General features: G+C 46.6%; 12 protein-coding genes and 4 pseudogenes. 8 read left to right on the top strand and 8 right to left on the bottom strand.

Annotated features, from left to right (window positions below):
• Positions 1–39: 39 nt before the first annotated feature.
• Positions 40–2264 (bottom strand): annotated as a pseudogene (locus BLO31_RS13795) (NADP-dependent isocitrate dehydrogenase).
• A 332-nt stretch (positions 2265–2596) separates the two neighbouring features.
• On the opposite strand from BLO31_RS13795, the gene BLO31_RS13790 reads away from it, so the two are divergent.
• Entirely contained in the window at positions 2597–3277 is a 681-nt protein-coding gene (locus tag BLO31_RS13790; protein WP_070967628.1) for a pseudouridine synthase, read from the top strand.
• A gap of 78 nt (positions 3278–3355) precedes the next feature.
• Here the strand turns inward: BLO31_RS13790 and aspS are convergent.
• A pseudogene (gene aspS / locus BLO31_RS13785) lies at positions 3356–5130 on the bottom strand (aspartate--tRNA ligase).
• 281 nt (positions 5131–5411) lie between these two features.
• Between aspS and BLO31_RS13780 the strand changes: the two are divergent.
• The 6 genes and pseudogenes from BLO31_RS13780 (at position 5412) to BLO31_RS13755 (ending at position 11588) form a co-directional block, all read left to right on the top strand.
• A complete protein-coding gene (locus BLO31_RS13780; RefSeq protein WP_070967624.1) occupies positions 5412–6278 on the top strand; it encodes a DUF72 domain-containing protein in 867 nt (288 codons plus the stop codon).
• A gap of 95 nt (positions 6279–6373) precedes the next feature.
• On the top strand, positions 6374–7111 hold the full coding sequence (gene cmoA / locus BLO31_RS13775; protein WP_070967621.1) for a carboxy-S-adenosyl-L-methionine synthase CmoA: 738 nt from the start codon (positions 6374–6376) through the stop codon (positions 7109–7111).
• A gap of 55 nt (positions 7112–7166) precedes the next feature.
• A pseudogene (cmoB, locus tag BLO31_RS13770) lies at positions 7167–8143 on the top strand (tRNA 5-methoxyuridine(34)/uridine 5-oxyacetic acid(34) synthase CmoB).
• Positions 8144–8352: 209 nt separating this feature from the next.
• Entirely contained in the window at positions 8353–9090 is a 738-nt protein-coding gene (locus tag BLO31_RS13765; protein WP_070967617.1) for an ATP-dependent zinc protease family protein, read from the top strand.
• 11 nt (positions 9091–9101) lie between these two features.
• Positions 9102–10607 carry an inactive transglutaminase family protein gene (locus BLO31_RS13760; RefSeq protein ID WP_070967614.1) on the top strand — a complete coding sequence of 502 codons (1506 nt, stop codon included), beginning with the start codon at positions 9102–9104 and terminating at the stop codon, positions 10605–10607.
• 3 nt (positions 10608–10610) lie between these two features.
• Entirely contained in the window at positions 10611–11588 is a 978-nt protein-coding gene (locus tag BLO31_RS13755; RefSeq protein WP_070967611.1) for an alpha-L-glutamate ligase-like protein, read from the top strand.
• 191 nt (positions 11589–11779) lie between these two features.
• Here the strand turns inward: BLO31_RS13755 and BLO31_RS13750 are convergent, their stop codons facing one another.
• Together BLO31_RS13750 and BLO31_RS13745 are read right to left on the bottom strand one after the other, a co-directional pair.
• Positions 11780–12103 carry a cupin domain-containing protein gene (locus tag BLO31_RS13750; protein ID WP_070967607.1) on the bottom strand — a complete coding sequence of 108 codons (324 nt, stop codon included), beginning with the start codon at positions 12101–12103 and terminating at the stop codon, positions 11780–11782.
• Positions 12104–12105: 2 nt separating this feature from the next.
• Positions 12106–12912 (bottom strand): class I SAM-dependent methyltransferase, encoded by an 807-nt coding sequence (locus BLO31_RS13745; protein ID WP_070967603.1) that lies wholly within the window; start codon positions 12910–12912, stop codon positions 12106–12108.
• Positions 12913–13110: 198 nt separating this feature from the next.
• On the opposite strand from BLO31_RS13745, the gene BLO31_RS13740 reads away from it, so the two are divergent.
• Complete coding sequence (locus BLO31_RS13740; RefSeq protein ID WP_070967599.1) at positions 13111–13788, top strand: Crp/Fnr family transcriptional regulator; 678 nt, start codon at positions 13111–13113, stop codon at positions 13786–13788.
• A gap of 141 nt (positions 13789–13929) precedes the next feature.
• On the opposite strand, the gene mukB is transcribed toward BLO31_RS13740, so the two are convergent.
• The 4 genes and pseudogenes from mukB to cmoM all read right to left on the bottom strand — a co-directional run bounded on the left by mukB (position 13930) and on the right by cmoM (position 21205).
• Positions 13930–18384: a chromosome partition protein MukB gene (mukB, locus tag BLO31_RS13735; protein WP_070967595.1), complete on the bottom strand. Its 4455-nt coding sequence runs from the start codon at positions 18382–18384 to the stop codon at positions 13930–13932.
• Positions 18381–19094 (bottom strand): chromosome partition protein MukE, encoded by a 714-nt coding sequence (gene mukE / locus BLO31_RS13730; protein WP_070967592.1) that lies wholly within the window; start codon positions 19092–19094, stop codon positions 18381–18383. Before mukE ends, mukB begins: the two co-directional genes overlap by 4 nt.
• A pseudogene (gene mukF, locus BLO31_RS13725) lies at positions 19075–20411 on the bottom strand (chromosome partition protein MukF). Before mukF ends, mukE begins: the two are co-directional and overlap by 20 nt.
• Positions 20412–20422: 11 nt before the next feature.
• Positions 20423–21205, bottom strand: a complete 783-nt coding sequence (gene cmoM, locus BLO31_RS13720; RefSeq protein WP_070967589.1) for a tRNA uridine 5-oxyacetic acid(34) methyltransferase CmoM — start codon at positions 21203–21205, stop codon at positions 20423–20425.
• Positions 21206–21311: the final 106 nt, after the last annotated feature.

The raw sequence follows: 21311 nt of genomic DNA, 5'->3' as shown, positions 1-21311 counted from the left end.
AACCCGCCTCTTGGCGGTTTTCTTTTAGCTTAGGTACTATTAAGCGTTAATAATGCTGTTCAGTGTTGCACTTGGGCGCATCAATGGAGAAGCTTTATCAAACTCAGGAGCGTAGTAACCACCGAGTTCACCAGCAATACCTTGAGCACCGTTTAACTCACCAACAATCTTATCTTCGTTTTCAGACAAAGCTTTAGCAATTGGTGCAAACTCAGCGGCTAAATCTGCATCCGCGGTTTGTGCTGCAAGTGCTTCTGCCCAGTACGTCGCTAGGAAGTAGTGACTACCACGGTTGTCCAGCTCACCTACTTTGCGCGAAGGCGATTTGTTGTTGTCTAGGAACTTGCCCGTCGCTTTGTCTAATGCATCAGCCAGAACTTGAGCTTTGGCATTACCTGTTACCGTGCTCAAATGCTCTAGAGAGGCCGCTAACGCTAGGAACTCACCTAATGAATCCCAACGCAAGTGGTTTTCTTTCTCTACCTGCTGAACGTGCTTAGGTGCAGAACCACCAGCGCCTGTTTCAAATAAGCCACCACCGTTCATCAATGGAACGATTGAAAGCATTTTCGCAGACGTACCCAGCTCTAAGATCGGGAACAAGTCAGTCAGATAATCGCGCAACACGTTACCCGTAACAGAGATGGTGTCTAGACCGTCTTTGATGCGAACTAGAGAGAACTTACACGCATCAAGTGGTGCTAGGATCTTGATTTCTAGACCAGCTGTATCGTGATTCGGTAAGTATGCATTTACTTTTTTGATCAGCTCTGCATCGTGAGCACGGTTCTCATCCAGCCAGAACACCGCTGGAACACCCGTCGCGCGAGCGCGAGTAACGGCAAGCTTAACCCAATCTTGGATCGCTCATCTTTAACCTGACACATGCGGAAGATATCGCCCGCTTCGACTTGCTGTTCTAAAAGAACCGCACCAGATGCATCAACAACGCGAACGCTACCAGCGGCGTCTAGAGTAAAGGTTTTATCGTGTGAACCGTACTCTTCCGCTTTTTGTGCCATAAGGCCCACATTTGGCACGCTACCCATAGTTGTTGGGTCGAACGCACCGTTCTCTTTACAGAAATCGATAACCGCTTGATAAATACCCGCGTAGCTGCGATCAGGGATCATCGCTTTAGTATCTTTCTGCTTGCCATCTGGACCCCACATTTGGCCAGAAGCACGTAGCATCGCTGGCATAGAGGCATCAACAATGATGTCACTAGGAACGTGGAGGTTAGTAATACCGCGATCTGAATCAACCATAGCCAGTGGTGGTTGAGTCTCGTATACCGCTTGCAGCGCTGCTTCAATCTCTTCTTTCTGAGCAGCTGGCAAGGCTTGAATCTTAGCGTAAACGTCACCAATACCGTTGTTAACGTCAACACCTAGCTTGTCAAATACGTCACCGTATTTGTCGAAGACTTCTTTGTAGTAAACTTTAACGGCATGACCAAAGATGATTGGGTCGGACACTTTCATCATTGTCGCTTTCATATGCAGCGACAGTAGAACGTCTTGCGCTTTCGCGTCTTCGATTTGCTCTTCGAAAAACTTAACCAACGCATTCTTATTCATTACCGAGCAATCGATCACTTCTTTCGCTTGGATAGCAAATGGCGCTTTAAGCTCTTTGCTCGCACCGTCCGCACCTACAAACTCAATCTTGACCTCTGTTGCCGCTTCTACGGTAGTCGATTTTTCACTACCGAAGAAATCACCGCCGCTCATGCTTGAAACGTGTGACTTAGAATCTTTTGCCCAAGCACCCATTGAGTGTGGATTTTTCTTGGCGTAGTTCTTCACTGACAAAGGCGCACGGCGGTCTGAGTTACCTTCGCGCAGTACTGGGTTAACCGCACTGCCTTTGATCTTATCGTAAGTCGCTTTGATTGCTTCTTCTTCGTAGGTACTCGCTTCTTCTGGATAGTCAGGAAGGTCGTAGCCTTTCGCTTGTAGCTCTTTAATTGCAGCTTGAAGCTGAGGAATAGAAGCTGAAATATTAGGTAGTTTGATAATGTTCGCTTCTGGCGTTTTCGCCAGTTCGCCTAGCTCTGCTAGCGCGTCGCCAATGCGTTGATCTTCTTTTAAATGCTCTGGAAAGTTAGCAATGATTCGTCCAGCAAGGGAGATGTCACGAGTATCAACGGCAATACCAGATGAAGCTGAAAAAGACTGAATGATCGGCAGTAGTGAATAAGTTGCTAATGCTGGTGCTTCATCAGTGATGGTATAGATAATTGTAGGTTTTTCTGTAGGCATGAAATTTCCCTATTGTTCTTACATCACCCTTGGAACAGGTGATGTGTGATGTTCCGCTCACAAGTTGATGTTTCATCCCCTCAATACTTGTTTGCGCTTGTCTGTCTCTTTTGTTTAAACCCAGTCGATATTTATCTTTCTGGTTGTCCATGAGATCTAATCGCCAGTAGTCTCCTCATGAGATTACTGGAGCATATAATTAAACAAAACAGCGATAATAGTCTATCATTGGTTTCGTTTTTCCTTAATTTGGGCGCGCACATAATAGCTCAGAATCGTGCCCCATAAAACTTTAACCTACACTTCGTTTACATTTTTGCAAGGTAGTTAACATGTCTTCTGGCTCTCGCCAAAAACCAAAAGGTTTTCGATCACCCCAGCGCTCATCGGGTTTAAAACAGCAAAATAATAAATATAAAGCTAAGAAAAAAAGGGCTTCAGCGGCGGATAAACGCCCTAAGGTCACACCTGAAAACCGAAAAGTGATCATTTTTAACAAACCTTACGACACTTTAAGCCAATTTACTGATGGCGATGGTCGAAAGACCCTTGCTGACTATATTCCCATCAAAGATGTCTATGCGGCAGGTCGATTAGACAGAGATAGCGAAGGGTTACTCGTACTAACTAACGATGGAATTTTGCAAGCTAAACTCACTCAACCTGAATCAAAAGCGCCAAAAACCTATTGGGTACAAGTCGATGGTGCGCCTACTGATGCTGATCTGGATAAACTGCGAAAAGGCGTGGAATTAAAAGATGGCATGACTCGTCCGGCTATCGTCACCATTATTGAACAACCAGACGTTTGGGAACGAGAGCCCCCTGTTCGCTTTCGAGCCAACATACCAACGACTTGGCTTTCCATCACCATTACTGAAGGCCGCAACCGTCAAGTTAGGCGTATGACTGCCAATATCGGATTTCCTACTTTGCGTTTGATTCGCGCTTCGATGGGAGAAATAGAGTTGGGTTCACTCGGCTTGGGAGAATGGAAAGAGATTACCCTCTGAGCCAAGGTCACATTGAAAAGATTACCGACATAAAAAACCGCTGTATCACAACAGCGGTTTTTGCTTTTGCGAATACGCTTATTCTGCTTTCTCTTCCGCTTTTTGAACCGCGATAGCCAGCTCTTCTAGCGCTGCTGGATTTGCAAGGCTAGGTGCGTCAGTCAGTAGACATGATGCCGCCGTTGTTTTAGGGAAGGCAATCACATCACGGATATTTTCTGTACCACATAGCAACATCACTAGACGATCTAGACCAAATGCCAAACCAGCGTGTGGTGGAGTACCGTATTTTAGAGCATCCAGTAGGAACCCAAACTTAAGCTGCTGCTCTTCTGCTTCGATGCCCAAGATATCAAACACTACTGATTGCATCTCTGCATCGTGAATACGTACAGAACCGCCACCCACTTCGTAGCCGTTAAGAACCATATCATAAGCATTTGAGTTTGCGGCTGCAGGGTTCGCTTTTAACTCTTCTGGAGATACGCCTAGAGGAGATGTGAACGGGTGATGCATCGCGTGTAGGTTGCCTTCGTCGTCTTCTTCAAACATTGGGAAGTCGACAACCCATAGCGGAGCCCAAGCAGACTCATTCGTTAGCTCTAGGTCTTTACCCAGTTTAAGACGCAGCGCTCCAAGTGCTTCTGCAACAACGTTTGCTTTGTCTGCACCGAAAAGAATGATATCGCCAGATTCAGCTTCTGTACGTTCTAAAATACCGTTGATCACGTCTTCGTTTAGGAACTTAGCCACTGGAGATTGCACACCTTCAACGCCCGCTGCGCGATCGTTAACTTTCATCCATGCAAGACCTTTAGCGCCGTAGATGCCCACGAACTCGGCATAACCATCAATCTGCTTACGAGTCAAAGAAGCACCGCCCGGTACACGGATCACGGCTACACGACCTTTTTCGTCATTTGCAGGGCCAGAGAATACTTTAAACTCTACGTCTTTCACTAGGTCGGCAACGTCAACTAACTCAAGTGGGTTACGCAGATCTGGCTTGTCACTACCAAAACGACGAATCGCTTCAGCAAAAGGCATCACTGGGAACTCACCTAAGTCGACATCTAGCAGCTCTTGCCACATATCGCGAACCATTTTCTCTGTCGTTGCGCGAACTTCATCAGCGGTCATAAATGACGTTTCGATATCGATCTGAGTAAATTCTGGCTGACGATCAGCACGCAAATCTTCATCGCGGAAACATTTAACGATTTGGTAATAACGATCAAATCCAGACATCATTAGCAGCTGTTTAAACAACTGCGGAGATTGAGGAAGCGCATAGAAGCTACCTTTGTGAACACGGCTTGGTACAAGGTAGTCACGTGCACCTTCTGGTGTCGCTTTGGTCAGTACTGGCGTTTCGATATCTAGGAAACCGTTATCATCTAAGAAACGACGAACAAAACTAGACGCTTTCGCGCGCAGTTTGATACGGTCGCTCATTTCTGGGCGACGAAGATCTAGGTAACGGTACTTAAGGCGCTGCTCTTCACTGTTGTTCTGATTGAAATCAAGTGGAAGAACATCACTGCGGTTTATGATCTCTAGGCCTTTCGCAAGATTTCAACGTCACCCGTTGCCATATCTTTGTTCACTTGGCTGTCTGGACGCGCACGTACTTCACCCGTTAGCTTGATGCAAAACTCATTGCGAAGTTGGTTAGCCACTTCGTAAGCATCCGCCATATCCGGATCCACTACTACCTGAACGACACCTTCGCGATCTCGCATATCGATAAAAATAAGACCGCCTAAATCACGACGACGGTTAACCCAGCCGCAAAGTTCTACAGTTTGTCCTGCAAGGGACTTGTTCAGGTGACCACAGTAATGGGTACGCATAATAAATTCCCAGTATCTCTTATGTTGTTAATTCCATGTCGTCCGGAGTATCATCTTTCGAACGAACCAAAGATCCATTTATACGCTGAAAGTTACTTAAAATCGACTATTCAACGTACATTTTGTAGTGATTTACTGCCAACTAAAGTTATTTAGCACAAGAAATGTGCAAAATGCACCGTTAGCGTAAAATTTGGCGCTGATTATAACCTCAACTAATCTTGGGATGCTAGGTAGAATAAAGGGTGAATTCACCTCATTTTTCAACCAGAGAACTGAATATGACACAGCCACCACTTTTACTCGGTCTCACTATGTGGTCACACAACCAGTGGCAAAAAAGTTTCTACGGTTCAGGTACTCAAAACAATGAGCGACTGGCACGTTATGCTGAGGTGTTTCATACCGTAGAAGGCAACACCACTTTTTATGCCACTCCCAGTGCGGCTACCGTATCAAATTGGAAAGATGCCACTCACGACGAGTTTCGCTTTACGTTTAAGCTGCCAAAAGTCATCACCCACCAGCATTTGTTGGCAAATAGCACCGCTGAACTCAATAGCTTCCTAAGAGTGATGGAACCGCTGCATTCAAGAGTTGGTCAATGGACAATTCAACTACCCGCTGCTTTTGGCGAAGAACATTTGGATCGTCTGTTTCAATTCTGTCGGCTGTTTCCTCGTGACTTTCCGTTGGGGGTGGAAGTGCGCAATATGGCCTTTTTCTCTAAAGGCGAAGCGGAGCGCCGCTTAAACCATGAGTTAATGGAGGCTGGTATTGACCGTATCGTAATGGACAGTCGCCCTGTATTCTCCGCCCCGCCAGATAGCGAGGCCGTTATCGATGCGCATCAGAAAAAGCCTAAAGTACCGGTCCACGCCATTGCAACCGCTCAGCACCCAATGATTCGATTCATCGGCCACCCAGAGATGGCTGAGAACTTAACTTTTTTCAAACCTTGGCTTAGCAAAATTCCGGCTTGGATAGAAGAGGGGCGCCAACCCTATTTAATGATCCACACACCGGACAACGCAGAGGCCCCTCAACTCGCCAAAAAGCTATACGAAACACTTTCTGCTTCGCTCGATTTACCCGAGTTGGCTCCCTTCCCATCCATATCTGGAAACCAGCAGATACAGATGTTTTGATATAATTACAGCGAACTTGGTTCACCTTGATGACACCGAGTCGAATATCTCTTAAAATACGCGCCTTTTTTACGCGCTTGGCTAACGAGACAGGTATGAACCCTAAAAGCAATCCAGACACTATTTTCTCTGCACCTATCGATAAGATTGGTGATTTTACGTTTGATGAGAAAGTCGCCGAAGTCTTCCCAGATATGATTCAGCGCTCGGTTCCGGGATACAGCAACATCATTTCTGCTATCGGCATGCTTGCAGAGCGTTTTGCCAAACCTCATAGCAAGGTTTACGATTTGGGTTGTTCTCTGGGAGCGGCAACGCTTTCGATGCGCCGCCATATTCAGCAAGAGGGGTGCAGCATTGTTGCTGTCGACAACTCTCCAGCTATGGTAGAACGCTGTAAACTTCACGTTAATGCTTACCGTTCAGACACTCAGGTTGAAGTTATAGAAGCTGACATCCGCGATATCAAAATCGAGGATGCATCGGTTGTCGTACTTAACTTCACCTTACAATTTCTATCGCCACAAGATAGGTTGGCGTTGTTGCAACGCATTTATCAAGGATTGAGACCGGGCGGTATTTTAATTATTTCTGAGAAATACGTGTTTGATGATCCCGCTTCTAACGATCTGTTGATCGAACTGCACCACGACTTTAAACGCGCCAACGGTTACAGCGAACTCGAAATCAGCCAAAAGCGAAGTGCCATTGAAAATGTGATGAAGCCCGACCCGATTCACCTGCACAAAGAACGTTTAAGCAACATCGGCTTTAGCAGTGTGGAAGTGTGGTTCCAGTGTTTTAATTTTGGCTCTATGTTCGCTATAAAATAATCCGTCAACTCGCGGCTAAACGCCGTGACCATGAAAATACAAAGACAGAGTTACTATGTTTAATTTTTCCGATATCTACCAGCTAATTGCTCAGGATACCCGCCTTCAACCTTGGCTAAATACCCTGCCACAACAGTTAACCGACTGGCAAAACGCTGAACATGGTGACTTTAACCGCTGGTTAAAGGCGTTGAGCAAAATCCCTACTGATGCTCCTGATAACGTCGACTTAAAGACCTCAGTTACCATCAGCAACGACCAAGCTTTGCACACTGGCGAATACAACAAGCTGGAAAACTTACTGCGCACTTTTCATCCGTGGAGAAAAGGCCCCTATCATTTACACGGTATTCACATAGATACTGAATGGCGCAGTGACTGGAAGTGGGATCGCGTTCTTCCCCACATCAGCCACTGAAAAACCGCTCTGTTCTAGATGTAGGCTGCGGCAATGGTTATCACATGTGGCGAATGCTAGGAGAAGGTGCAAGGCTGTGTATCGGAATTGACCCATCTCATCTGTTTTTACTTCAGTTTGAAGCGGTTCGTCGTTTAATGGGTAACGACCAACGCGCCCACCTACTGCCACTCGGCATCGAGCAACTCCCTATGCTGGAAGCCTTTGATACCGTATTTAGCATGGGCGTGCTGTATCACCGCCGCTCTCCTTTGGATCACCTTATCCAACTGAAAGACCAGTTGGTTGCCGGAGGTGAACTCATTCTTGAAACTCTGGTTATCGAAGGGGACGAAACCTCTGTGTTGGTTCCAGTTGACCGCTATGCCCAGATGCGCAACGTGTACTTCTTCCCTTCAGCCAAAGCACTGAAAGTGTGGCTTGAACAAGTAGGCTTTGAAGAGGTGCGTATCGTGGACGAAAACACCACGTCGACCGAAGAGCAGCGCACCACTAGTTGGATGACTCACAACTCGTTGCCCGATTATCTCGATCCACAAGATCCAAATAAAACCGTCGAAGGCTACCCTGCCCCACGCCGCGCTATTCTCGTCGCAAAAAAGCCCAACGCATAGTTGAGTAACGAATACCCCAAAATCCTGACATAAATCTAACCAATCTATCTTCGGCGCTAGTTAAGCTAGCGCCATTCTGGCGACATTTTTATTCGCTGAGTTAACATCCTGAATTTCAAACCCATTGTTTGTGACGGCCACCCGTTGAGGTGGGAACAAAGCGTGGGCTAAACTATATTAAACTCTGATTCTATCAATTAGGTTAATCGATGCTTAAAATTTTGAGCCCCGCTGTCGCTCTTTTATTGCTATCGGGTTGCGCCATTAATGGTTCAAACCAGTACCACCAACAAACTTTAACCGCTATTAACAATGCTCAAACGGCGACCGAAAATCGCATCAGTAATTTGGAGTTAGCGATAAGTACTCAAGCAGACTACATCGAAAGCTTGGAAAACGGCTTACTCACTCTGCAAATGTCCATTGACAAAATTGCTCATTCATCAAAAACATCAAATTCATCGACTAAAACAAGCTATCTAGCGAAGCCGAAAACAAACACTGCTATTAGCGATACTGTCGTGTTGGGCGAGATTGAAAAAGTAAGCATTGATTCAATTAACCAAACCTTCGACGCGAGGGTGGATACGGGCGCTGCGACTTCATCCCTAAATGCGATTGATATCGAACACTTTGAAAGAAATGGGAAAAAGTGGGTTCGATTCCACCTGTCAGACGGAGCGAGTACCTCTGACGATTCAAACTGGATCGAAGCCCCTATCGTGCGGTTTGTTAAAATTCGTCAATCGACCAACGACGAGGGAGAAAGGCGCGCAGTGGTGGAATTATGGGTAAAAGTCGGTTCAATTCACGAAAAGGCGCAATTCACCCTAGCAGATCGATCTCAGATGAGCCATCCTGTGCTCTTAGGTCGCGAATTCATCAGAGATATTGCGGTAGTGGATGTGAGTCGTAAGTATATCCATACCAACAAGAATCAGAAGTAAAAAGGTAACTTATGACGTCAAAAGTCCCTTTCTACCTTTCGGTAGTCTTTCTCATTATTGCCGGTATTGCCCTTAGTGTTTTTCGTCATCAGAGTTATGGTGTCCCATGGACGCCCGGCGAAACACGTCAAATGTGGGATATCGAAGCTAGAGTGGAGTTCAACGCTCAAGACAAACCGGTCAAAGCGTCATTAGCGGTTCCCCATACCCAAGACGGCTTTACACTGATTAATGAGTCTTCCTCTTCATCTGGTTACGGTGTCGCTTATGTCAGCAGTGATGCGGGACGCCGAGCAGAGTGGTCTATTCGTCATGCTTCTGGCCCACAAACTATTTATTACAAGGCGCAATTCCTTGTTGACCCACAAGCAAAAGTTGAACCCCTTCCCCCAGAAGATAAGATCTTCCCACCGACGTTTGATGGCCCTATGGAAGCGGCCGTCACGGCATTAATTGAACGCGCGAGCCAACGCTCGGCAGACGATACTACTTTTGCTCGTGAGCTCATCAAACAACTCAACGACAACGATAGCCAAAACGCTGCATTGATCCTAAACCAGATGAGCAAGGTAAATGCCGTAGACAAGATACTGGCATACGCAGGAATCCCTGCAAAAATCGTCGGCGTGATAGAACTCGAAGACGGGCGTCGACGTCAAAGTATTCAACATATGAATCAAGTGTGGAACGGTAAGCAGTGGCAACTCTTCAACCCTGAGTCCGCAACTTGGTCTGCACAACCAAACCTGCTGGTATGGGATGAGTCAAACGTCTCTCTGCTCGATTTGATTGGCGGTAGAAACAGTCAAGTTCACTTTACCATGATCGCGCAGGAGGTATCACCTCAGCAAGCCACGGACAGCAAAGTGGAAGCAGACGGACTGCTGAACTTCTCCATTCACAGCTTGCCCCTTGAAGAGCAAGCGATGTTTAAGACCATTATGCTGATCCCAATTGGCGCACTGATTGTGGTCTTTCTTCGGGTGATCATAGGACTGAAAACGTCCGGTACCTTTATGCCAGTACTGATTGCCGTTGCCTTTGTACAAACCCAGTTAGTCACAGGCATTGTCGGCTTCTTACTCATCGTCGGCACCGGTCTAATTATCAGAAGTTATTTGTCGCGATTAAACCTTCTGCTCGTCGCTCGAATATCGGCGGTTATCATTACCGTGATTATGATCATCAGTATCTTCACCGTTGTCGCCTTTAAGATCGGGTTAACTGAAGGACTCTCCATCACGTTCTTCCCAATGATTATTCTTTCTTGGACCATCGAACGCATGTCCATCCTTTGGGAAGAGGAAGGCCCGAAAGAAGTGGTTTTACAAGGCGGTGGTTCACTGTTAACCGCGGTATTGGTATACCTAGCAATGACGAACAGTTTTGTTCAACACCTGACCTTTAACTTTATCGGTCTGCAACTTATTGTTCTTGCGGGTATCTTGTTGCTGGGTACATACACTGGTTACCGTCTCACTGAGTTAAGACGCTTTAAACCACTGGCGGAGGACTGAGTTATGTTCTCCCGCTTAACGTCACCAAGCAAACTGCGTCACAAGGGCATTATGGGAATGAATCAGCGCAACCACAGCTATATTGGTCGCTATAATGATCGTTCAAAATACCCTTTAGTTGACGACAAGTTGAAAACAAAAATCATCGCAGAGCAGGCTGGTTGTACCGTCCCTACTCTGATTGGCGTCATCCGCAATCAAGCGGAAGTTAAAACCATTCACAAAATGGTAGAGAAGTGGCCTGGCTTTGTGATCAAACCCGCTCAAGGAAGTGGAGGGAAAGGGATACTCGTTATTATCGCTCACAAGGACGGGACTTATACCAAACCTTCTGGTGCGACGATAAACAAAGAAGACGTTGAAAGACATATCAGTAACGCCCTTGCCGGTCTTTTCTCCCTCGGCGGCAAAAACGATGTAGCCGTGGTTGAAAACCTAATCAAATTCGACGACTGCTTTGACGGCTTTAGTTATGAGGGGGTGCCAGACGTTCGAATCATTGTGTTTAAAGGCTACCCTGTTATGGCAATGATGCGTTGCTCGACTTCGGCATCCGACGGAAAAGCAAACCTTCACCAAGGAGCCGTCGGTGTGGGAATTGACATCGCGACAGGAAGAGCCGTGCGCGCTGTTCAATTTGATCAACCGATCACTCATCATCCAGACACCGGAAAAGAGTTATCTACGTTACAAGTCCCCCATTGGGAACGCCTTCTTACTTTGGCCTCCAGCGCTTGGGAAATGACAGGCCTTGGCTACATGGGAACCGATATGGTTCTGGACAAAGAGGAGGGTCCAATGGTGCTAGAGTTGAACGCGAGACCCGGCTTAGCCATTCAGATTGCTAACGGAGCTGGCTTGTTGCCACGCCTTCACCATATCGAATCTCTTGGCTCTCCAGCTGACTATCCCAAACCCGAAGAACGCGTTGCCTATGCCGCCAAACAATTTGGAATATTCGCCAAGTCCATTCAAAGATAAACAAGTCCCCGAACTAGGGGCTTGTTACTATTAAGCGTGTCGCGTTTTTCTGTCTCTTCGCTGTCGGCGCAGATGCTTTGCCGATGTTTCATCAAATTCCCCGAATTAGAATGGAAAGCAGGGATAAAAAAACGGGAGGTTCACTCCCGGTTTACTTATTAGTACTCACTACTTATTTCGTTAACTGACGATTACTTGGGTTCTCGCAATAAATAAAGCATAAGTTTTAGTGGCGTTTTAGCGATAATACTATGTGGCAGATGTGCGTCCATGTGAACCCAGCCGCCGGCCTTCATCTCTTTCTCTTCATTATCTAGAGTAAAAATGCACTCGCCTTCAACAATTTGAGCGATGGCTGGAACCGAAGCGGTGTGTTCCGACATCTCTTCCCCTTCAGCAAAGCCAAAAATGACCGCTCTTAGCCGATCACTTTTGTAGACTGGTCGACTTGTGATCCCTGCTTTTGGAATATCAACCGTTTCTGCGAGATCTTCATAGTAGGTATATTCAAACATACTTATTTTTCCTTCTTCTTTGCTACCAGAGTAATGGCAGCTAGATTGTCTTTGTGCTTGCGAAACACCTTACGCATCCCAAAAACGCGCTTTCTGGCTTTCGGCTTGGTCAACAAGTTTTTTGCTATCTTTAAAAAGCCAAATACCCCTTCATCGTCGATCATTCTCTTCGGTTCCAAAAGGTGCATAGGGGCGACCGCCTCAAACTCAATTTCAAAGCCATTGTCTATCATTAGCTGTTTCCACTCTAAAGCGGTTACTGGTTTGGCTGGGTGCTGAATGGTTTCTGATATCTCTTTTTGTATTTCGCGCTTTAAGCTTTCATCGATGGTGTTTGGCTCAATGCAAAGTTCGTGGATCCCGTATCGACCACCAGCTTCAAGGATCCTTGCAGCTTCGGCGATAATCTCGTTTTTTCGGCTATCGGGCTGCATCGTTAACATGGCTTCCCCGTAGACCACCGTGGCAACCTCTTCACTTAAACCAGTCTGTTGAGCGTTACCTAATTTGCACGTTTGCTCTTTGCCATTTAGGTAAGAGCGCACGATTTTCGCCGCTTGTTCGTCTTGTTCAATAGCGGTGTAACTCTTGGGCTGTTTCTGTAAGCAAAGCTGAGCCGTATAGCCCATACCGGGTGCAAACTCTACCACCTTATCTATTGGGCTAATTTTCAACCCGTTGAGCATTTTTTGGGTGATTTCTTTGCCCCCAGGTCGAAGTACTTTTTTACCAAGTTGGGCTAACACCCAATGCCCTGGGGTTTTTGATACTTCTCGGTGACTGTTCGGCATCACGAGTTTTTCCGACATGGTAGCTCCTAACAAAAAATGATTAAGGGAACGAAGAAAATCACAATCGCTACTAGGCCTATACACCGGAAGATCGGGCTTATTTGTTCCATACCAGTTCCTTTGCTGTTGCACTACTGTTGATAATGATTACTATTTGCAGTCTATCTCAAGAAAATTCGTTCACCGCTTGATTATTGTCAAGCTAAGGAATGTGCTATGCCGGGTTCCATTATTTCGCTGTTGGATGACGAGCAGAAACAAGCGTTGTTTGAAACGCGAAAATCCTCCAAATACGACGCCGGTCATCTGCTTTTCAATCAAGGTGAGAGCGCCGACCACATGTACTTGGTAGACAAGGGAAAAGTCACCTTGTACCGCTTAATGCCAAACGGTGCCGAGAAACTGTTTAAGGTATTTTTGGCCGGTGAGTTGATCGCGGAAATGGCGATGTTTATGCAGCCGAGAAATTACCCGATGAGTGCAAAAGTCGATCAAGATACCGAGCTTTCCGCATTCCATTACAAAGATGTGTTAAGAGTGGTTTCAGGCTCTCCAGAACTCTCCATACGGGTCATGGCCTTTATGAGCAACAGAATTTGCCACCTAATGAATACGGTCAACATCCTCACCCAAGTAAATGCGAACCAAAGGCTGGTAATGAAGTTTGCCGATCTCTATCGGGCTCAGAATGCCAAAGACGGCCGAATCTGCTTGCCCGTGACCAAAAAACTGTTTGCCACTCAATTGGGAATGACCCCTGAAACTCTATCAAGGGCAATGAAAAAGCTAAAAGCTGACGGGCTGCTCAAAGAAGCGGGAAACCACATCAATCTTGTCGATATTCCAGCGCTTTGTGAATCGGTGGACCTAACTCCGGAAATATTTGCAGTGTAACGCTGGACTATCTTTATCCACGACCGTGACCAAATGCGACGCTTCGCCAAGAATTCTATCCCTTAGTGGACTAATACGAAAAAACCGATGGGCTTCTGAACTGACCCCCATCGGTTTCTATTATCAATGACTCGATTTTGGCTAATCTTCCAATAGCAACTCGGCTTCTTTTACCGGTTCGCTATTTTGGCCAAAACCTCGCAGGCCGACTACGTGTACGTGCTCGTGATCTTTAAACACCTTACGAACCAATTTGTAAGTCGTTCCTTTCTCTGGACTGATGTTTTCTGGCGCCGCAATAAGGAGCTGCATATCTAAACGGTCGCAGAGTTCAAACAGTGTCGAGATGGACTTAGCGTCCAGTCGTGCGGCTTCATCTAGGAATAGTAGTCGACACGGCACAATGTCTTTGCTGCGCAAACGTCGAGACTCTTCTTCCCAGCTTTGAACTACCATGAGCAATATCGACTGACCGGTACCAATTGCTTCACCAGTAGATAATGCACCAGACTCTGCTTGCAACCAACCATCGGAACCGCGATTCACTTCCACACTAAGCTCCAAGTAATTGCGGTAGTCGAGTAACTCTTCACCTAGGACCTGAGGCGAACGCTGCCCCATATCGATATGCGGATTGACGCGCTGGAACAGCTTCGCCATCGCTTCAGAGAAAGTGTATCGAGAGGATTCAAACAGGTCTTTGTGCTGCTCTTGTTGCGAAGCCAGACCATTGAGTAACACGTCGTGACTTTCACGAATGTTAACGTTGAGTCGAACCCCTTTAACTTGACCAAACGAAATGTTCGACAAGCCTTGGTTGAGCATGCGAATTCGGTTTTGCTCACGCTGAATGGTCTTTTTGATGATACTCGCCACCGATTCGGAACTGATTGCCAAACGCATCTCGCGTTGTGTCAGTTCTTCGGTCAGTCTCGCCAGTTCCACTTCCATCTCTTCAATCGCTTCAACTGGATCGTCGGTGTGGATGATATCTTGACGAATTCGTTCGCGAAGGTGCTGGTATACCGCAATATAGAAAAGCACTTTGCGCTCTGGATGTGCGTTATCTTCAGACAGACGCAGCGCATCGCGCAAGTCGTCATTATCCGCCACTGCTAGACGCAATGCACCAAGAGATTTATCTGACATAGAGCGCAACTCGCCAGCACTGAGGTAAGCAAGCTCTCGCTTGTGCAGGCGGCGTTCTACGTCATTTTCTCTGGCAAGTCGAAGAACGGAGCACCACCCCGCTTTGGCAGCGACTACAAAGGTACGCAGTTCCACATACTCTTTTTGCACCTTCTTCACACGTTTGGCGAGCGCCTTCATCTCTAGCTCGGTCGAAGTGATCGTTCGCTCGTATTCGCTCTTGCGATTGCGCGAACTATGTAGGCGCTCTTGCAACTCATCTCGACGACGAACAGCGCGTTCTTCTGCACCTTCATCGGCATTAACGCCAAACTCTTGAAGTTCTTGTTTAAACTCTTGCACGGTTTCGAGTTTTGCCTGATGAGAGCTTTTCAGTGATGCCAGAACCTGATTGTATTGGTTCAACTGATGCTGAGACTGCTTGAGTTCATCGCGGTAGCGAGTTCTCGCTCTCTCTGCTTCCACTAACTTAGCTTTGAGCTGCTCGCTCAGTTCACTGCTCTGGGAGAGCATATCCACTGAATCTGAATAGGCAAAATAGTGGCGACGCTCAGCGAGGTCTGCTACGGCAAATACTTGCTTTTTAACCAGCTGAAGAGTTTGATCAGCATTCTGGTAAGCCACTTCTAGTGCATCAAACTGTTCTGGATCAGCTTCTAGCGCGCTTACAATAAGCTCCAGCTCTTCCAATACACTGCCGTGTTGCCCTAAGAAGCGTTTCTCTTCTGACAATCGATTTAACTTGGACTCTAGATCTTCAAAGCGCTCTGATAACGTCTCATCTTCGAACAGGCCCATTACTGGAGCTAATTTATCTAGGTTGCCAATCGCCTGCTTACTTTGCTGGCGCTGCGATTTAAGCTGCTTCTCTTTGCCGTCGAGTTCGCTAAGCTGACGCTGGTATTGGCCGCGGTTTTCGCGCAGCGTTTGCAAAGCTTGTTCAGGATCGGATTCAAAGGCAATTTGAATGTGGTTTGCGACAAATTGATTGAACGCTTGATAGAGTCGTTGCAACTTTTGCGAGTCAAAGGCGGCTTTAGCATGTTCTTCAACCACCTGCTCTTTTTCGTTGCGAAGGAGTTCTAGGCGCTGCTCACGCGCTGCTCGACCAAAAAGTGGAATTTCTGGGAATCGAGAGTAACGCATTTGGCGCTGATTCATTCGAACGCAAACCGCACCCTCTAGTTCTTCCGCATCGAAACTGCTGTCATCAAATGCGTCCACATCACCTTCAATGATGTAAAGATCTTCCGGGCAATCGTCTAACTCAACTAATTTCTCTTCAATCCCACTTAGGTCTGATACCACGATAGCATGTCGGGCAGGACCATACATGGCACTGAAATACGGAGCATCACCAATGGTTATATCGTCGTAGATCTCGGACAGCAATACACCGCCAAGTGTGTCGGCAAGACCTTTTAAACGCGGGTCATTGGAACCGCCGGGAGAAGCTAGACGTTCAATTTCCGACTCCAGCTCATTTCGACGCGTTGATAAGCGTTCTTTTTTCAGTGACTGCGTTTTTTCCTGCTCAAGTACTTGTTGCATTTGAGCCATTACCGCCTGACTGTCATACAGATCAGCACCACTTTGTTCTTTTAGTGACTCAAGTGCGTTATGAGCGGCTATCCATTTGGGAGCAATGCCTTCCAAGCGCTGTATTTCAGCACTGGCGTCTTGCTCTTTGCGTCTGATTTCTCCACGAGTCTCTCGGCTCTCTTCCAAAGAGATATCAACCGTCTCTATCAGCTCTTGATGGCGCTCGCGTTCTAGCTCTAATTGCGCCTCTTCTCTCAGCTCAATTTGGTACTGCTTTCGATACGCCTCTACCAGTTCTTGCGTTTGTCGCTGCTGATTCAAGCTTCTTTCTAAATCTCGATGCTGAGCCTGCCATTGCTGCTCATTAGCCAAGATATTTTTTGCGTCTCTGGCTCGTTGAATCGCTTTTTTCGCTGCTGTTGAAGCTTGATGGCGTTCAATATTGCTGTCGACACTTTTCATCAAGCTAAGGGCTTTCTCAAACTGCTTAGCCGCAGCCGAAGACATATCTAACTTGTGTTTTAACGCTAGAACGTCTGCGGTTTGCTCGCTCTCTTTGCGTTTTAGTTCATTGAGCAAAGCTGGTGCGGTTTCGGCATTAAGCGAATCGCTTCCCGTTAACTCCACGGCTTTGGCCAAGGCTTCAAGAGCTTGCTGATATTGCAACGCGCGAGTTTGCTGAACATCTAAAGCTTGTTGGTAGTCCGCCAACTGTGTTTTCAGACTGTCGACTTCATCTTCAGATACTGTCGATTGCTCTTCTGTTAACAAGAGGCGCTCTTGGGCTTCTTCTACGACCATCATCTGCTCTTCAAGGCGCTCTTTTAGCTCTTCAAGATCGTCTTGATAACGCTCGATTTTTTCTTGTTGTCGAAGGGCATTTTGCACCAACTGCAGATGGTCTGATGCGGATTGATAGTCTTGCTCTAAAGCCGACTCCTGCTCCACCAGTAACTCAAGCTCTTCGTGAACTTGATTGAGTAGGCGATTTTGCTCAATTAGGGTTTCTCGCGAGCCAAACAATTCGCCACGTAGGTTAAGGGTTTGCTCTAGCTTATTGCGTCGATCATTAGCATGACGCATGTAGTCGGCGGCAACGTAATTGGTGGACTCTGTAATAAGATGTTTAAACAGGTCTCTATCCGCTTGAGTCGTTTTTATCGCTTCCAGCGTCATACGGTTCTCGCGCAGTGCCGATTCCATATCTTGGAACGCTTTTTTCACTCCGCCGTTTTGCGGAAGCAAATAGTCGCGTAGCGAACGGGTAATGGCACTGGAAATACCGCCGTAAAGCGAGGCTTCAATAAGGCGATAAAACTTGGAGCGGTCACTTGAGTTTCTCAGTTTCTTTGGGATAACTCCGAACTCAAACATCTGTGCGTGATAATCGACTATCGAGTTAAAGGCCTTAAAATGTGCCCCTTCGTATTGAGCAATGCCGTCTTTCACTTCACTGATTTGTCGGACTCGCGCTTGGCCTGCAGAGACGGATTCGATCAATACATCTGATGGCTTAACGTCACTTGGCAATCCTTGGATCACAAACGGCTTGATATCGACTTTTTTGTCTCTTCCCGCCACTTGCTGAAGCTTCACTGCAAACAGCAGTCGTTGTTTCTTTGAGTTAACGACATCTAGCGCCGCATAACACGCGCCGGGCTGAAGCTTTCCGTAAAGTCCCTTGTCTCGTGACGCTTGGCTGCTGCCTGCTTCTGTCGTATTTCTAAAGTGAAGCAAGCTTTGATCTGGGATTAACGCGGTTATAAACGCCGCCATTGTGGTCGACTTACCTGCACCATTACCACCAGATAGGGTGGTAACTAAGCCATCGATATCAAAGGTACGGGCAAAAAATCCGTTCCAGTTAATCATGGTTAGCGATTGATATTTACCTCGTTCAATCATACTTCACCTTCTAATTCTGCATTGTCGTTGTTTTCTTCTTCATTGAGCAGACTGCCCTGACTTGGCTGAGGTGTGTGAACCACGGCTTCACCATCTCGAATGAGTCGAAGCTGGGCTTCTCGAATGTCGTCACCGACTCGAACGTCGGCACCAAATCGGAACACCGCTTCGCTGATGCGAAACTTTCCGGTCTCACCAATGTTGATGACCATTCCGAGGCGACGTAATCGTCGCAAAGACGTGCGCACTTTTTCAAACAACTTTTCTTTGTCTAAATCTGAACCACTCGCTCGGTTGGTCACTAGCTTCATTAGCTTTTTCTCATCAGAGAGAGACAACATTTCGTCATAGAGTTCTTGATTGGTAAAGATACCTTCGTGTGCCAATCGCTCTGGGCTTAAGTAGAGGTAACAAAGTACTTTGCCAACTAACATATCCAGTTCGGATAACACGCTCCGAGAGATAAGCGATGTGGAACGTGGACGCAAATAGAAGAAGCCTTCTGGAGCTTTTACCAGTTCGGTGTTGTATCTTTGATAAAACAGTGCCAACTCTGTTTCAAAATCCGACAGCAGCGCGTGATTGTCTAAATCTTCGCTGGAAACGTGTCGGCCTGCTCGGAGCATACTGTCCAAAGCGGGAAAAAGTGGATTTGAGATCGCTTTTGCCAGTTTTTCTGACATATATTCATTAGTATCGATCGATGACATTTGCTTGTACCTTTGCTCCAAAATCGTTAATCGCCTGCCAATCTGGTTGAATCGCTTGATAATCCGATTCGGAATATCCTAGGCGAACCGCTTGGTCGATAACAATTCGAGCTAAATCAAAATGGTGGGTGTGGGGATGTTGCGCGAGATAATCTCGAAGCACTAAACCGAGATCGATCGGTTGCCCCTTTTCTTTGTGAACTTTGAGCATGCCACCTATGCGCTCTGAAAGTTCGTCGTTCACTTGTTTAAACTCTTCATATTCCACTTCTTGTGGTACATGGCCAGTGACTTCGTCGTCTCGCAACACCAGCGCTTCATCGCGCAGGTCTCGCAAGCGCTCTGCGTCGGCATGAGTCAGATACCAAGGTGAATCGAAGTACTCCTTAAGTGATTGGCGCAGCGTGTACTGAACGCTCGGTTTTTATCCATATCGATAGCGGTACGAATGAATTTGTGAACGTGTCTGTCATAGCCAATCCAAAGGTCTATGGCCTGCTGCCCCCAACTGGTGATCCTATCTAGCTTCTGCTGAAGGCCAAATAAGGTCTCTTCGATAAACTCCAGCTCTGAGTCCCCATAAACCAGTTCTTGGATATCTAAGATCTGGGTTTGCAACTCATCTCCTGCTGCTTGCAGTGTATCTTGCAGTTCTCTGAGGGTGTTGGAGGTTTCTGACAACAAGCTCTCACACTGATTGATCGCATCGCGCCAGTCTTGATTGAGAAGTTCAGCTATTTGGGTTTTCACCGACTGTTGCTGCTCATCCATCACGCGCTGGTTAAGATCAATTTGATCAAAGATCTCGCCAACCGAGTACTTCAGTACGCCATACACATTTTTTTGCCAGTGGCCTACTGTTCCTCCTTCCTTTGCCGCTTCAATGGCTTTCGACATTTCGTCTGCAACCATGGATAGCTGAATCGACAACTTGAGTTTGGAAAATTCGCGATGTCTAACGTAATAGTCAGTTATGCCCACGGCTAGTGGGGAAAGGCGGTAGATACTCGCCCCGTCGTTAACTTCACTGATAAAGCGACTGATCAAGCGCTGCTTTACCATATCGTTAATCGCGTTGTTAGCACGAAACGCCGATGCGTCTCCACTTTCTTCAAATAGTCGGGTTACGATTGCAAATGCATCGTGGAGTTCTCCTTCCCCTAACTCTTCATCAAACCTGTCGTTGCTCAATACGGCGATAGCGATTAAATACGCTAGCCGTTCAGTTGTCAGGTTCAATGAGAAATCATGCTGTTTTACCCAGCCAACCAGCTCATCTATTGGTTGCTGAGCCGCATTTAGAGTCGTCTCACTCATTGTTATTCCTGTTATTGTTTCTTTTTTGCCCATACGTGTATGTATCGACCTAAGGATAGGTATGGCTCTTGGCGACAAAACTTTTCTTCCAATGCCAATACATCCTCATACTGGAAATCGCCCATGTACTCTCTATTTCCTATGTAGTCACTAAAGCAGCGAATTCCAGATTTACCACAAATCTCATAGCCCGCCTCTTCAACCCATTGATAGACGGACTCAGGCCATAAACCTTGTTGTGGCTGTAATTTAAACCGTTTACGGTGTGGCATACCTTCCAATATATGGGGGATATTACCGCATACCGCATTTTTATAAACCAAACCGTGCTGGTTATAGAACATTATCGACGCCATGCCACCGGGCTTGACGAGCTTCAAAACCTTCTCAAGCGCATCTTTTGGATCCGCCAGCCATTCCATAACCGCATGAAACATAACGATATCTACAGGTTTTTCAAGGTGCTCAGATACTGTTTGAGCTGGTGAATGAATAAAACGGTAATTTTCTAGCAAACCGTTTTTTTCGATATCCACCTTCGCCAGTTGAAGCATCTCAGAAGATAAATCACATAACGAAACTTGGTGTCCGAGCTTAGCAAGCTTTTGAGACATTTGTGCGAGTCCACCACCAGCATCCAGCACATGCAGCTGCTTTAGATGGGGGTCAAAAGCGGATAACACTTGTTCTAGGTCTTGCCAAACAATGACTTGGCGAATCTCACCTTTGTCAGAGCCGTAAATATTTTTTGCAAATTTGTGGGCAATATCGTCGAAATTGCGGTCTTCAGTCACAGCAGCTTGGGTTATGATAGCTAATTGGTGCTGCTATTCTGTCATAAGGGTGGCAGGAATAAAGAGGGATTCTCTTAATTTATCTTCAATTGATGTTTTTTCGGAC

The sequence above is a fragment of the Vibrio sonorensis genome, assembly GCF_001854765.1.
GTDB classification, from domain to species: Bacteria; Pseudomonadota; Gammaproteobacteria; order Enterobacterales; family Vibrionaceae; genus Vibrio; species Vibrio sonorensis.
The sequence above is the reverse complement of the archived record's forward strand: the minus strand, read 5'-3'. Positions and strand labels throughout refer to the sequence as shown.

Excerpts from the sequence above, each read along its gene's own strand:
- BLO31_RS13765 (WP_070967617.1), top strand. The coding sequence starts at position 8,353 with ATGCTTAAAATTTTGAGCCCCGCTGTCGCTCTTTTATTGCTATCGGGT.
- BLO31_RS13745 (WP_070967603.1), bottom strand. The coding sequence starts at position 12,912 with ATGTCGGAAAAACTCGTGATGCCGAACAGTCACCGAGAAGTATCAAAA.
- BLO31_RS13780 (WP_070967624.1), top strand. The coding sequence starts at position 5,412 with ATGACACAGCCACCACTTTTACTCGGTCTCACTATGTGGTCACACAAC.
- mukE (WP_070967592.1), bottom strand. The coding sequence starts at position 19,094 with ATGTCATCGATCGATACTAATGAATATATGTCAGAAAAACTGGCAAAA.
- BLO31_RS13740 (WP_070967599.1), top strand. The coding sequence starts at position 13,111 with ATGCCGGGTTCCATTATTTCGCTGTTGGATGACGAGCAGAAACAAGCG.
- mukB (WP_070967595.1), bottom strand. The coding sequence starts at position 18,384 with ATGATTGAACGAGGTAAATATCAATCGCTAACCATGATTAACTGGAAC.
- cmoA (WP_070967621.1), top strand. The coding sequence starts at position 6,374 with ATGAACCCTAAAAGCAATCCAGACACTATTTTCTCTGCACCTATCGAT.
- BLO31_RS13755 (WP_070967611.1), top strand. The coding sequence starts at position 10,611 with ATGTTCTCCCGCTTAACGTCACCAAGCAAACTGCGTCACAAGGGCATT.
- BLO31_RS13790 (WP_070967628.1), top strand. The coding sequence starts at position 2,597 with ATGTCTTCTGGCTCTCGCCAAAAACCAAAAGGTTTTCGATCACCCCAG.
- BLO31_RS13750 (WP_070967607.1), bottom strand. The coding sequence starts at position 12,103 with ATGTTTGAATATACCTACTATGAAGATCTCGCAGAAACGGTTGATATT.
- BLO31_RS13760 (WP_070967614.1), top strand. The coding sequence starts at position 9,102 with ATGACGTCAAAAGTCCCTTTCTACCTTTCGGTAGTCTTTCTCATTATT.